This window comes from Peptoniphilus sp. (genome assembly GCF_050943655.1).
In the GTDB taxonomy this organism is placed as follows: Bacteria; Bacillota; Clostridia; order Tissierellales; family Peptoniphilaceae; genus Peptoniphilus_A.
Map to the genome: position 1 here is coordinate 1 of NZ_JBMNPQ010000040.1, position 14,005 is coordinate 14,005.

General features: G+C 36.4%; 10 protein-coding genes. 7 read left to right on the forward strand and 3 right to left on the reverse strand.

Features of this window, described 5'->3' with window-relative positions; all coding sequences use genetic code 11:
* Positions 1 to 384: 384 nt before the first annotated feature.
* The 3 genes from ACOX6R_RS05020 to cysK are packed head-to-tail and all read right to left on the reverse strand — an operon-like array spanning position 385 to position 2,654.
* On the reverse strand, positions 385 to 1,215 hold the full coding sequence (locus tag ACOX6R_RS05020; RefSeq protein ID WP_433447900.1) for a deoxyribonuclease IV: 831 nt from the start codon (positions 1,213 to 1,215) through the stop codon (positions 385 to 387).
* A 9-nt stretch (positions 1,216 to 1,224) separates the two neighbouring features.
* Positions 1,225 to 1,773 carry a serine O-acetyltransferase EpsC gene (epsC, locus tag ACOX6R_RS05025; protein WP_433447902.1) on the reverse strand — a complete coding sequence of 183 codons (549 nt, stop codon included), beginning with the start codon at positions 1,771 to 1,773 and terminating at the stop codon, positions 1,225 to 1,227.
* A complete protein-coding gene (gene cysK / locus ACOX6R_RS05030) occupies positions 1,770 to 2,654 on the reverse strand; it encodes a cysteine synthase A (RefSeq protein WP_433447904.1) in 885 nt (294 codons plus the stop codon). The genes epsC and cysK overlap by 4 nt, the downstream gene beginning before the upstream one ends.
* Before the next feature lie 386 nt (positions 2,655 to 3,040).
* Between cysK and glmU the strand changes: the two genes are divergently transcribed.
* The 7 genes from glmU to ACOX6R_RS05065 all read left to right on the forward strand — a co-directional run bounded on the left by glmU (position 3,041) and on the right by ACOX6R_RS05065 (position 12,038).
* Positions 3,041 to 4,420 (forward strand): bifunctional UDP-N-acetylglucosamine diphosphorylase/glucosamine-1-phosphate N-acetyltransferase GlmU, encoded by a 1,380-nt coding sequence (glmU, locus tag ACOX6R_RS05035; RefSeq protein ID WP_433447906.1) that lies wholly within the window; start codon positions 3,041 to 3,043, stop codon positions 4,418 to 4,420.
* A 9-nt stretch (positions 4,421 to 4,429) separates the two neighbouring features.
* The gene (locus ACOX6R_RS05040) at positions 4,430 to 5,380 is read left to right on the forward strand and encodes a ribose-phosphate diphosphokinase (protein ID WP_433447908.1); all 951 of its coding nucleotides are present in this window, start codon (positions 4,430 to 4,432) and stop codon (positions 5,378 to 5,380) included.
* A 9-nt stretch (positions 5,381 to 5,389) separates the two neighbouring features.
* The gene (pth, locus tag ACOX6R_RS05045; protein ID WP_433447910.1) at positions 5,390 to 5,959 is read left to right on the forward strand and encodes an aminoacyl-tRNA hydrolase; all 570 of its coding nucleotides are present in this window, start codon (positions 5,390 to 5,392) and stop codon (positions 5,957 to 5,959) included.
* A gap of 9 nt (positions 5,960 to 5,968) precedes the next feature.
* A complete protein-coding gene (gene mfd / locus ACOX6R_RS05050) occupies positions 5,969 to 9,439 on the forward strand; it encodes a transcription-repair coupling factor (RefSeq protein ID WP_433447912.1) in 3,471 nt (1,156 codons plus the stop codon).
* 50 nt (positions 9,440 to 9,489) lie between these two features.
* Positions 9,490 to 10,584, forward strand: coding sequence for a peptidylprolyl isomerase (locus ACOX6R_RS05055; protein ID WP_433447914.1), 1,095 nt, complete (start codon positions 9,490 to 9,492; stop codon positions 10,582 to 10,584).
* 250 nt (positions 10,585 to 10,834) lie between these two features.
* A complete protein-coding gene (whiA, locus tag ACOX6R_RS05060; protein ID WP_433447916.1) occupies positions 10,835 to 11,782 on the forward strand; it encodes a DNA-binding protein WhiA in 948 nt (315 codons plus the stop codon).
* Entirely contained in the window at positions 11,772 to 12,038 is a 267-nt protein-coding gene (locus ACOX6R_RS05065; protein ID WP_433447918.1) for an HPr family phosphocarrier protein, read from the forward strand. The genes whiA and ACOX6R_RS05065 overlap by 11 nt, the downstream gene beginning before the upstream one ends.
* Positions 12,039 to 14,005: the final 1,967 nt, after the last annotated feature.

The window sequence follows — 14,005 nt, forward strand, 5'->3', positions numbered from 1 at the left end:
TTAAAAATGTATCGAAAAATGTTTTAAGAAATTGATATTAGACCCGAAGAGTCAAATGGAGTATATAATTTTATTTTTCGTGTTTATAAGTATTTTTAATGGAGCTATTGATTTCAAAAGTTTTGCTGCGAGATTTTTTACAAGGTACTCTTAATATATTTAGCCATAAACTTGCTGTATTTATTTATTAACCGAAAAAAGATATCTTGGGATTTAATAAAAACAAATGCAATTTATTCTATTAAGTCTTCCGTTGGAACAATTATAATTATACAGATTATTGTGTATTTACTTAAAACATTTTTCGATACATTTTTAATAAAAATTCTTGGAAATTAAATAGAAACACTGTTGCAGAACTTTATGCTTTGCAACAGTGCTTTTTTATTTTCTAAGACTTTTTAAGAGTTCGATTTCTTTTTTATAACCGTCAAGTTCGTTCGGTGTCTCTAGATAAAATGGAAGGTCACGAAGTTTTTCGTGATTTATTATTCGCTCAATTGCATCAAGACCAATTTTTCCCTCGCCAATTTTTTCGTGTCTATCTTTTGCGGCGCCTCTTTCGTTTTTGCTGTCGTTTAGGTGAATTGCATAGAGGTATTTAAGTCCAATCTTCTCGTCAAACTCTTCTAACACTCCGTTAAGATCATTTACGATGTCGTATCCTGCTTCGTGCACGTGACAAGTGTCCATGCACACGCCAATTTTTTCTTTGTTGTCTACTCTTTTTATTATTTCGCCGATTTCATCGAAGTTTCTTCCAACTTCTGTACCTTTTCCCGCCATGGTTTCAAGAAGAACTATTGTCTTCATGTCACTTGTCATGACTTCATTAAGCTTATTTGCAATTACATCAATTGCTTTATCAGCTCCCATTCCAGTGTGTGAACCTGGGTGAAAGTTGTAATAAGCCTTTGGAAAAGCTTCAAGTCTTTCCAAGTCTTCTTTTAAAACCATCCCAGCAAATTCACGAACTCGTTCTGTGCTAGAGCATGGGTTTAGCGTGTAGGGCGCATGGGCAAGTATGGGACCAAAGTTATTTTCTTTTAAAATCTTTGCCATCTTCTCCAAATCTTTTTTATCGATTGCCTTTGTCCTTGAACCGCGCGGGTTACGCGAGAAAAACTGAAATGTGTTGGCAGATATTGAAAGAGCTGTCTCTGCCATTTTTTCGTAACCATCAGATGTACTTAAATGACTTCCTATATAAAACATATTTCTCCTTTAATTATTTTCATTTTCTTCGGGGCTGTGAAATTTAACAACTTTTGCCGGCATTCCAACGGCTGTGGAATTCGGCGGGATGTCTGTTAAGACCAAAGCTCCCGCACCAATTCGCGCACCGTCTCCAATTTTTACCGGGCCAAGTATTGTTGCTCCCGTTCCAATTATAACATTATTTCCAACTGTTGGATGTCTCTTGACTTCCTTTTCAAATCCCGTTCCGCCAAGAGTTATGTTGTGATACATGTGGCAGTTGTCGCCCACTTCTGCAGTCTCACCAATTACTACAGCCATTCCGTGGTCGATGAATAAATTTTTGCCAATTTTCGCACCGGGATGAATTTCGATTCCCGTCTTCTTCCTCGCCCTTTGTGAAATCCAGCGCGCAAGAGTTGTGTGGCCTTTTAGATAATAGTGGTGGGCGATTCTGTGTCTAATCATGCACTTTACTATTGGGTACATGAAGATTGCCTCGAAGATACTCCTGCAGGCTGGGTCTTTTTTTAATATAAATTTCGCATAGTCGCGAAGTTCTCTAAAAAATTTCATTGGAATAATTCTGTAGACATATATCTTTCGGCAGTGTCTGGTGCAACTGTTACGATATTGCCATCCACTTCTTCTAACATTTTAAGTGCTCCTGCCACATTTGCTCCAGCTGATATTCCAACAGAAAGTCCCTCTTCGCGAGAAAGTCTCTTTGCCATTTCAATTGCCTCGTCTGATTTTACTGTGATTACTTTATCAAGTACTTTTTGATCAAGAACTTTTGGAATGAAGTTTGCCCCAATTCCTTGAATTTTGTGTGGACCTGCTCCGCCCTTTGTAAGAAGTGGTGACTCTTCTGGTTCAATTGTCCAAACTTTTATATTTTCATCTTTTGATTTTAAGAATCTGCCAGCTCCTGTGACTGTTCCGCCAGTTCCAAAGCTTGCGATAAATCCTCCGATTTCTTTTAAGTCTTCATAAATTTCTGGGCCAGTTGTCTTTTCATGAGCTAGGGCGTTGTATTTATTTTCAAATTGGTTTGGCATAAAGTAGTCTCCTGTTTTTGCCATCTCAAGAGCCTTGTCAACTGATGCTTGCATTCCACCTTCACCTGTCAAAATAATTTTTGCGCCGTAGCTTTCCATTAATTTTCTTCTTTCGATGGACATGGAACTTGGCATAACAAGTTCAACTTCATATCCCAAGCTCTTTCCGATTAGTGCAAGGGCTATACCTGTGTTTCCACTTGTTGGCTCGACGATTTTCATGCCCTCTTTAAGGCTTCCGTCTTCGATTGCTCCCTTAATCATGTAAAGTGCAGCTCTATCTTTAATTGATCCGCCTGGGTTTGATTTTTCCACTTTTACAAAAATTCTACCGTCTCCAATGTGTTGTAATTGTACTAAATTTGATTTTCCAATTGTGTCTAATAATTTTTTCATCTTAATTACTCCTTTTTCAATAAGAACCCCACCATGCTTTAAGTTTTACATGAGGAAGATTAACTTACGTAATAAAAAAAGGACATATGATTAATCACATGTCCCAAATAAACAATTTACGATTAAACATTCAAACAAGTCCTATAAAATTATTTATAGAACAACAGCAGAAAGTTTTAACATTATTTAGTTTTTTAATCTCTGCAAGTTTCATTTGAACGCACCTCATATTTATATTAAATATTGGTTTCAAGTATAGTATTGTTTGTTAAATTTGTCAAGTATATTATTCTACTAGCAATTATATAAATTAATTTACATTATAACTTGAACAAAAGAGGCTTTCTTCGTTATAATAGAATAAGCAAAATAAGAAGAGGTGTTGTATGAAAGTTTCGATTATCCTGGCAGCAGGAGAGGGAACTAGAATGAAATCCAAAGTTCCAAAGGTTCTTCATGAAATATTGGGAAGACCTATGCTTTTTTATGTCCTAAATGCCTGCAAAAAGGCCTCTACAGAAAAAAACATTGTAGTTGTTGGACATAACAAAGAAAAGGTAAAAGAAAAATTCCATGATGAGACTGATGTGGACTTTATTGAGCAACCAATTGGAGAGGGCTTTCCTTATGGAACTGGCTTTGCAGTTTCCAATGCAGTTAGTGAAATAAACGACGATGATACTGTTATTATTTTAAATGGCGACACGCCACTTATTTCTGACTCTACAATAGATTGTTTCTTAAAGTATCACGAATGTAGAGAAAACGCGATGACAGTTTTAACTGCCGATATGCCTGATCCAACTAATTACGGAAGAATCATCCGCGATGGAGATGCAAATATAAAGGCAATTGTTGAAGAAAAAGATGCCAATGAAAAAGAAAAATTAATTCGCGAGATTAATTCAGGTATTTTTGCCTTCAAGGGAAGTGCATTAAAATACGCAATCGACAATTTAAATACTGACAATGCAGCTGGTGAAATGTACTTAACTGACGCATTGGAAATATTAGTAAGCGCCGGAGAAAAGGTAGGATCTTTTAAAATTAAAGACCCACACGAGATCCTGGGCGTAAACTCAAGATACGAGCTCTCAAATACTTCAGAAATCTTAAGAGATAAGATTAATAAAGAGTATATGATAAACGGAGTAACTTTAATAGATCAAAAATCAACTTATATTGAACTTGGTGCAAAAATTGAAGAAGATGTTACAATTTATCCAAACACTTATATAGACAAAAAGTCTGTAATAAAAACTGGAACAGTTATCTACGATTCTAAGATTTATAATTCTACAATAGATGAGGGAGTAACAATTAAGTCTTCTGAAATCGAAAGTTCAACAGTGGGTTCTGGAACAACAGTTGGGCCTTACGCTCACTTAAGACCAAATTCAAATGTGGGTAAAAATTGTAAAGTTGGAAACTTTGTTGAAATTAAAAATTCAAATGTTGGCGACGGTTCTAAGATGAGTCATCTTGCCTATGTTGGCGATGCAGATATTGGATGTGACGTAAACATTGGCTGTGGCGTAGTCTTTGTAAATTACAACGGACGTGAAAAATTTAGATCTGTAGTTGGAGATCATGCTTTTATTGGATCAAATTCAAATCTTGTTGCTCCTCTTGAAGTTGAGGAGAACGCATATATTGCCGCAGGATCAACAATTACTAAAAAAGTTTCAAAGGGACAGCTTTCCCTTGAAAGAGCTGAACAAAAGAATATAGATGGTTGGGTACTTCGAAAAGGATTTATGAAATAGGAGGATAATATGAGTACTGTTAATGGAGATATACTTGTTTTTACAGGCAATTCTAATATTAGTTTAGTTGATAAAATTGTAAAGGAACTAGGAATTGAAAAGGGCGCGTGCACTGTTTCGACTTTTTCTGACGGAGAAATTTCTATAGATATTGGGATTTCTGTAAGAGGTAAAGATTGCTTTATTATCCAATCTACTTCATCACCTGTTAACGACAATTTAATGGAACTTTTAATTTTAATCGATGCATTAAAGAGAGCTTCAGCTGGAAGAATCAACGCTGTTATCCCTTATTACGGATACGCAAGACAAGACAGAAAGACTAAGGCAAGAGAACCTATTACATCAAAACTTGTTGCAGATCTTTTGACAAAAGCTGGAGCAGATAGAGTTGTTGCAATGGACCTTCACGCTGGACAAATTCAAGGTTACTTCGACATTCCAGTTGACCACTTGACTGCAGTTCCATACCTTGCAGCATACTTTAAAGAAATTGTAAAAGAAGATGAGTTCGTAGTAGTTTCTCCAGACCTTGGTGGAGTTACAAGAACTAGAAAATTCGCAAACGAATTAAATCTTCCAATCGCAATTATAGAAAAACGCCGTCCAAAGGCAAATGTAAGTGAAGTTATGAATATTATTGGTGATGTTGATGGCAAATCTGTAATTTTAGTAGATGACATTGCAGACACTGCTGGAACAATTACACAAGCTGCCGACGCACTTAAAAAGCGTGGAGCAAAATATGTATATGGAGCAGCAACTCACGGTGTGCTTTCAGGACCTGCTATTGAAAGAATCAAAAATTCTTCACTAGAAAAATTTGTAATAACAGATACAATTGAACTTCCTGAAGACAAGAAAATCGACAAAATCGACATCGTATCAGTTGCACCAGTATTTGCATCAGCAATCAGAAGAATCAACACATCAACATCAGTAAGTGAAATGTTTGAATAAGGTGATTAATTGTATATAATAGTTGGGCTTGGCAATCCAGGCAAAAAATACGAGGCCACAAGACACAATGTGGGCTTTAGAACTATTGATACACTTGCAGATAAATTAAATATAAAAGTAAATAAGATTAAATTTAAGGGGCTTTTGGGAGAAGGAAGAATTGCCGATGAAAAGGTAATTCTCCTAAAGCCTCAAACTTTTATGAATAATTCTGGCGAGTCAATAGTTGAAGTTTTAAATTTTTATAAATTACAGCCGAAAGATGTATTTGTAATAGCAGATGACATCGACATAGAGTTTGCACAGCTAAAAATCAAAAAGAACGGCTCTGCTGGAACTCACAACGGCTTAAAGTCAATAGTTAATTTAACAGGGTCCAAGGATTTTGCGAGGTTTAAAATTGGTGTTGGAAAGAAACATCCAAATGAAGATCTGGCTTCTTTTGTGCTGTCTAATTTTCCAGCGAAGGATAAAAAACACATTGACGCTTGCATCGAGGCTTGCGCAGATGCTGTAATTGAAGCTGTAACAGATGGCATAGATAGGGCCATGAATAATTACAACAACAATATTTATTGAGGGTTTAGCATGAATTTTTTATCTAAAATTGTAGACAATTTAGTCTCTTATAAAAACTTAGATACATCTCTAATTCACAATGACAATATTGGAGTCTTTGGATCAGAGGGGCCCGCCATATCTCTTTATGCCATGGCCATGGCGAATGATAAAAAAATCTGTATAATTGCTCAAAATAGAGTGGCAGCTCGCAAGTTCTATGAAGATATACAAAATATATCTGAGCTTGGGAGCGTTTTGTATTCTGAAAAAGATTTATTTCTCTATGACAGAGATTCAAAATCTAAGGAGAATATGAAAAAGAGACTTGAGGCAATTTCAAAAGTTGCACTGGGAAGGGCAAATATTGTAGTGACAACTCTTGATGCTTTAACTGCAAAGATTTCTGATAAAGAGACTTACTTAAATAGCAAAATAGAACTAAAGAGAGACTCTACAATTGATTTAGAAGAATTTTCTAAAAAATTAGTCGAGATGGGTTATGAGAGATACCCATATGTAGAAGGTGTTGGCCAGTTTTCTATCAAGGGTTCAATAATTGACATCTCAACGGGAGATGACAACTACCGTATAGAGCTCTTTGACGATGAAATTGATTCAATAAGAACCTTCGACTTGGAGAGCCAAAGGTCCATTGAAATCTTAGACGAGATAGAAATTTTTCCAATAATCGACTTGATACTAAATGAAGATGAAAAGGAAAAAATTGCCGAAAAAATAAAAAAGGACTTGTCCAAGAATAAGCTTAAGGGAAAAGAAAAAGATAGACTCGAGGAGAAGTTTGGAAAATATATCGACAAGCTGAGCCTTAAAGAAAATGTAAATAACACAGATTTAATTCTTCCCTATGTCGAAGAAGACAAGGTATCGTCACTTCTTGATTACATGGAGGGCTTCATATTTTTCATCGAAGAGCCAAACAGGGTTTTGGAAAGACAAGAAGAAATTCAGCTACAAAATAACGAGAAGATTACAAATTTAATAAGTCATGGAGAAGTCACAAAGGCGCACAGCGATGTAATCTATAATTACAATGATATTATTTCTAATCTTAAAACTAGAAAAATTGTGACTTTTAACAGCATCCTAAAACCGCCGCGCGAGTTTAAACCAAAGGACATTATTAATTTAAAATTAAAATCTGTAACATCATACGGCGCGAAGATAAAACTCTTTAAAGAAGATTTGGATTATTATCTTAAAAATAATTTTAAGGTAATACTTTTGGGCTCAACTGAAAAGAGAACCAAGAGGCTCTTTGACCACTTAATAGAAATTGGATACTCGCCATTTTTGGCAAAAAAAATAGACGATGACAAGAAAAATATAAATTTAATCGTTACAGTTGGCTCTCTATCCAGTGGAGTTGAGTTTTCAGATTCAAAGACTGTTTTTATAAATTATTCCGAAGTCTATGGAACTTATGCCAAGAAGAAAAAGAGAAAAAAGAAAAACAATAAAAAATTAAATTTCGAAGATCTATCGATTGGCGACTATGTTGTCCACGAGGAGCACGGTATTGGAAAATATGTGGGAACGTCTCGATTAACTGTTCAAAATATTCAAAGAGACTACATCGTAATAGAATATTCTGGCGACGACAGATTATTTCTTCCAATAGAAAACTTGGACTCAATTTATAAATATGTTCACGACGGAGAGAGACCTCCAAAGGTAAACAAATTAAATTCAATTGAGTGGAAGAAGAAAAAATCCAAGGCGAAAAAGTCCATCGACGACATGGCAGATGAGCTTATCGAACTATATGCAAAGAGACAGTCAACTCCTGGATTTGCTTTTAGTAAGGACAATGAATACCAAAGAGAATTTGAAGATGCCTTCATCTACGAAGAAACCGACGGACAACTTGAAAGTGCAGAAGAAATTAAAGAGGATATGGAAAAGACTAGGCCAATGGATAGGCTACTTTGTGCCGATGTTGGATATGGAAAAACTGAAGTTGCCCTTCGCGCTGCCTTTAAAGCAGTCCTAGATGGAAAGCAAGTTGCATTTTTGGTACCAACCACAATACTTGCACAGCAACATTACAACACAATGGTGGATAGATTTAAAAACTTCCCCGTTGGGATAGGTCTTCTTTCAAGATTTAGGTCCAAGGCAGAACAGAAAAAAGACTTAGAGGGTCTTAAGAATGGAACAATTGACATCATAGTCGGGACTCACAGACTTCTTTCAAAGGACGTAAAGTTTAAGGACTTGGGGCTTCTTATAATTGACGAGGAGCAGAGGTTTGGAGTTCGTCACAAGGAAAAGCTAAAGATGCTTAAAGAAAATGTGGACACACTTACACTTACTGCAACTCCAATTCCAAGGACTCTTCAAATGTCCATGATTGGAATTCGCGACATGTCTGTAATAGACGAGCCTCCTGAAGAAAGATTTCCTGTTGAAACATATGTAATGGAATATAACGACCTCTTAGTTCGCGAGGCAATACTTCGTGAAATAGATAGAGGTGGACAGGCTTACTACGTCTACAACAAAGTTGCCAACATGGAAAATAAACTTGGAGAATTGAGGGCACTTGTGCCAGAGGCGACTTTTGCAATGGCAAATGGACAGATGAGCGAAAAAGTTTTGGAAGACACCATGATTGACTTTGTAAACGGAGAAGTCGATGTGCTTTTATGTTCCACAATTATCGAGACTGGGATGGATGTTCCAAATGCAAACACGATGATTATAACTGATGCCAATAGACTTGGACTTTCTCAGCTCTACCAGCTTAGAGGAAGAATCGGCAGATCATCAAGAATTGCCTACGCCTACTTCACTTATGAAAAGGGCGCTGCAATTTCTGAAGTTGCAGAAAAAAGGCTCACTGCAATTAAAGAATTTACAGAGTTTGGTTCAGGACACAAAATCGCAATGCGTGACCTTGAAATAAGAGGTTCTGGATCAATACTTGGATCGAGACAGTCTGGTCACATCGAGCAGATTGGTTACGACCTATACATGAAATATTTAAAAGATGCAATTTCAAAACTAAAGGGCATTGAGCCAAAAGAAGAATTTAACGCCACAATAGATTTAAAGATAGACTCATTCATACCAAAGTCATATATCGAAGACGACAGAGAGCGTCTTGAAATTTATAAAAAGATTTCAGTAATCGATGGTGAAGAGTCCTACTCAGACTTAATCGACGAACTAATAGATAGGTTCTCAGACCTTCCAGAAGAAGTTACAAACTTAATGGATATCGCTCTATTAAAATACAAGGCAGAAGAGGCGAGAATCGAGTCGATTATAGAAAAGAACAAAGTCTATGAAATTAAAATTTCAGGAGAGATTTCTCTTGAGGCGATTATGGAACTAAATAATGAGTTTAAAAATATTGAATACTCACTTGGCGAGACAAATATAATAAAAGTTAGCAAGTTAAAATATCCAATTGAGGAACTTAAAAAGTTAATAGCAATTGTGAATTTACACAAAAAGGACACAAAAGTATCTTAAATATAGTGTATAATAGATAAATGGATTAAATTAGTAAGAAGGAGAGAACTATGTTTATAAAAAGATTATCAGCAGTATCTTTAGCAGCTGTAATGGCTCTATCCCTTGCAGGCTGCGGAAAAAAACCTGGAGTTGCAGCAGAAGTTGGTGGAGTTGAAATTCCAATGGAAGAGTACTACAAATCTTATGCAGCTCGTGCAAACCAATTTAGATCACAATATGGTGACGATGTATTACAACAAACTGAGCCAAATTCTGGAAAGACTACAGACGAATTACTTAGAGAACAAGCTATTCAAGACTTAACTGAAACAGAAATGGTAAGACAAGATGCAGAAAAAATGGGCATCGAAGTAACTGATCAAGATGCAGATAAAGAAATTCAAGCAATGAAAGATCAACTTGGTGGAGATGAAGTTTTTCAGTCTCTATTAAAACAAAACAACATGCCTGAAGAATTCTTAAAAGAAAACATCAAAAAACAAAAGATGACTAGTGAATACACTAAGAAAAAATTAGAAGAACTTAAACCTACAGAAGAAGAAATTCAAAAATATTATGACGACAACAAAGATTCTTTCTTCAAGGCAAAAGCATCTCACATCTTAGTTAGTGACTTAAAAGAAGCTAACTTAATCAGAAAAGAAATCAAAAAAGGTGGAGACTTTGCAAAGATAGCAAAAGAAAAATCTCTTGACCCAGGTTCAAAAGAAAATGGCGGATCACTTGGAGAATTTACAAATGGACAAATGGTTCCTGAATTTGACAAAGCAATAGCAAAGATGAAAGTCGGAGACATCTCTGAACCAATTCACACAAATTACGGTTACCATGTAATTAAACTTGAAGACAAAAAGCCACTTGAATTTAAAGATGTAAAGGCTCAAATCGAACAATTAGTTCAACAAGAAAAATTCACTAAATATCTACAAGACCTACACAAAAAAGCAAAAATTAAAGTTTATGCTGACACTAAAAAAGAAGTAGAGCTTCCAGATGAATTTAAAGATTATGGCGTAATCGAAAAACCAAAGACTGAAAAAAATAATGCTAAAGATGCAAAAAACAACAAGGCAAATGAAAAAACAAATGCAGCAAATAATTCAGCAAAAGAAAATACAAACAACGCAAAAGAAACTAAATAATTTAAAAGAAAAGAGTCCGGTAAAAGTTTTCCGGACTTTTTTTATGTTTTTTTCAAAAATTATTCCATAATTTGATATATAAACCACAATGAGAAACAGAGCAAATAAATACATTATTTTTCTGTAAAAAATTGGTGAAATTTGATGAAAAGATTTAAAAATCTGTTATAATGTATATAATTGTTTTCACAGATGAAATCTGTTAAAATATTTGACGGGCGAAATACTGTGGAGATGTTGAGGTGATTTTATGAGCTTTTCTTCCCAGGTAAAAGACGAAGTTGCCAAGTTAAAAGTAGATGAGAAGGGTTTAATATTATCTGAACTCTCAGGCCTTACACCAATGTGTTCCAAATTATATTACACTCACAATGGCCTTAGACTTGAGTATGTTACAGAAAACGCACCTACAGCCAGACGTGTTTTTACTTTTCTAAGAAGGTCATTTGGATTTGATGTTGAAGTCAGCAATGTAAAATCTAAACAGCTTAGCAAAAACTTATACATTATCAATATAGACGATAATGAGTCTTGCAGACTGCTCTTAGATGAGTTAAAATATATTAGAGGTGAAAACGTATTTACTATTAACTACTTGCCCTATGAGCTGACACAAAGCTCAAAAGAGAAAAAGGCCTACATAAGGGGCGCCTTTTTAGGGGCGGGCTCTGTAACAAATCCTGAAAAAAACTACCACTTGGAATTTGTCGCTGAAAATGAAGAGAGCGCCAACTTTTTGCAAGAGATGATAAACTCTTTTGGACTCTACTCAAAGGTAATAGAGAGAAAAGATAAATTTGTAGTTTATTTAAAAGAGGCGGAGCAGATAAGTGACTTACTTTCAATTATTGGTGCCTACAGATCAATGTTGGAATTTGAAAATATAAGAGTGATAAAGGACATGAGGAACAATGTGAACCGAATCGTAAATTGCGAGACGGCAAATCTTTCCAAAACTGTAAAATCTTCTTACGATCAAATTGAAGACATTAAAATAATTGATGAGAAACTGGGAATAGAAAATTTAGATGATGATCTAAGAGAGCTGGCGGAAATTAGGCTAAATGATAGATATTTAAGCCTAAAGGATATTGCAGAAATTTTAACACCGCAAGTTTCTAAATCAACAGTAAATTATAGATTTAAAAAAATTAAGAAAATCGCAGACAATCTAAGGGGTGATATTAATGAAAAGTAAATCAGTAGTACTTAACAATGAAGACGGACTCCACGCTAGAGCAGCGGCTTTATTTGTACGTGAAGCAAATAAATTTACAAGTGATATTAATTTAGAGGCACATGGAGAGAAGGTCAACGGAAAATCCATAATTGGTATAATGAGTTTGGGCGCATTTATCGGTGAAGAAATAACAATTTATGCTGACGGTGTGGACGAAGAAGAGGCCGTTGAAAAGCTTACAGAAATTGTTGAAAAAGAATTTTTAAATATTTGAGATTAGAGAGTTTTGACTTTGTTAAAACTCTTTTTTTATTGGGAGTTTGGTGAGTTGGGGTTTCATGGTGCTATAAATTTTCACATTATATCTCGAGAATATCTATTTCGAAGTCATCCTGAGCGGAGGAGGAGCACAGCGACGACGTAGTCGAAGGATCTGTAGAGTCGTGAGATCGATGTGTCATCGTCTTATTGATGAAGTGTTTAGGAGTTATATGCTACAGATGAGTTTTGATGTTTTCTCCTTTACGTAGATCCTTTAAGACGATAAGGTCTTGCTCGTTAACTTTGCAGATTCCTCGACTCGCCTTGCTCGCTCGAAATGACGGAGTGTAGGGGTCATGGCTCAAATAGGTCGTCACTATGTCTATGATTTAACAACTTCAAATGGCGAACACCCCATTAGACGTCATCCTGAGCAAGGAAAATTTATTTTACGCGTCGAAGGATCTGTAGGGTCGTGGTAGCGATGTGTTGTCATCTTGATGTGAATGTGTTTTGATGTAATTCTCTCCTTTAGATTGTTTCATCAAGACGCATAGGTCGTTTCTCCAGAAGGTGCAGATTCCTCGACTCGCCATGCTCGCTCGGAATGACGGGCAGGAGACAACGTCGAGTGTAATAATTTCATTATGACATCGGAGAAAGACCATTTCCAACGTCATCCTGAGCAAGGAAAATTTATTTTCCGCGTCGAAGGATCTATAGGGTCGTGGTAGCGATGTGTCATCGCCTTATTGATGAAGTGTTTAGGAGTAATATGCGGCAGACGAGTTTCGCAAAAAGCCGTTAAAAATTTCATTTGTTTGAGCAAGCCACAATAACCACCTTGAGTTAAAGAAAAAAGCTATAGAGAAAAAACTTAACAAAAATTACAACCTGCGAGTTATGAAATTTAGGCTTTTTGCGGATGACTAAAAGTCAGGTAAGTTCAACACGTTCTCCGAAGTGGGCGTTGGGGGTTAGGTTAGAGCGCGAGGAGAGGGAAGGGGACAATCGCAGCGCGTAAGCGGAAGCCCCCTTCCCTTCCTCGCATCGGGAATACAAAACGCAGTTTTAAAATAAATTTATGTTAAATATAAGTCTTTAGTTTATCTCGTCAAGACGCATAGGCTGTTTCTCCAGAAGGTGCAGATTCCTCGACTCGCTTTGCTCGCTCGGAATGACGGAGTGTAGGGGTCATGGCTCACATGGGTCGTCACTATGTCTATGATTTAACAACTTAAATGGCGAACACCCCATTAGACGTCATCCTGAGCAAGGAAAATTTATTTTACGCGTCGAAGGATCTGTAGGGTCGTGGTAGCGATGTGTTGTCATCTTGATGTGAATGTGTTTTGATGTAATTCTCTCCTTTAGATTGTTTCATCAAGACGCATAGGTCGTTTCTCCAGAAGGTGCAGATTCCTCGACTCGCCATGCTCGCTCGGAATGACGGGCAGGAGACAACGTCGAGTGTAATAATTTCATTATGACATCGGAGAAAGACCATTTCCAACGTCATCCTGAGCAAGGAAAATTTATTTTCCGCGTCGAAGGATCTATAGGGTCGTGGTAGCGATGTGTTGTCGTCTTAACACGAATGAGTTTTGATGTAATTCTCTCCTTTAGGTTATCTCGTCAAGACGCATAGGCTGTTTCTCCAGAAGGGGCAGATTCCTCGGCTCGCCTTGCTCGCTCGGAATGACGGAGTGTGAGGGGCGTCCTTCTGAGCAAGGAAAATTTATTTTCCGCGTCGAAGGATCTGTAGAGTTGTGGGAGCGATGTGTCATCGTCTTAACACGAATGAGTTTTGATGTAATTCTCTCCTTTAGGTTGTTTCATCAAGACGCATAGGCGAAGGTGGTATACTATAATCATAGAAAAACCTTAATGACAAAAACAGAAAAATGATTTGATTGCACTACAAGTATAAATTTTTAAAAGGACCTGTCAAGGGGCGTAGGAGCTTATGCCCTTGACAGA

Coding starts and splice junctions, on each gene's coding strand:
- ACOX6R_RS05020 (WP_433447900.1), bottom strand. CDS start 1,215: ATGTTTTATATAGGAAGTCATTTAAGTACATCTGATGGTTACGAAAAA.
- epsC (WP_433447902.1), bottom strand. CDS start 1,773: ATGAAATTTTTTAGAGAACTTCGCGACTATGCGAAATTTATATTAAAA.
- cysK (WP_433447904.1), bottom strand. CDS start 2,654: ATGAAAAAATTATTAGACACAATTGGAAAATCAAATTTAGTACAATTA.
- glmU (WP_433447906.1), top strand. CDS start 3,041: ATGAAAGTTTCGATTATCCTGGCAGCAGGAGAGGGAACTAGAATGAAA.
- ACOX6R_RS05040 (WP_433447908.1), top strand. CDS start 4,430: ATGAGTACTGTTAATGGAGATATACTTGTTTTTACAGGCAATTCTAAT.
- mfd (WP_433447912.1), top strand. CDS start 5,969: ATGAATTTTTTATCTAAAATTGTAGACAATTTAGTCTCTTATAAAAAC.
- ACOX6R_RS05055 (WP_433447914.1), top strand. CDS start 9,490: ATGTTTATAAAAAGATTATCAGCAGTATCTTTAGCAGCTGTAATGGCT.
- whiA (WP_433447916.1), top strand. CDS start 10,835: ATGAGCTTTTCTTCCCAGGTAAAAGACGAAGTTGCCAAGTTAAAAGTA.
- ACOX6R_RS05065 (WP_433447918.1), top strand. CDS start 11,772: ATGAAAAGTAAATCAGTAGTACTTAACAATGAAGACGGACTCCACGCT.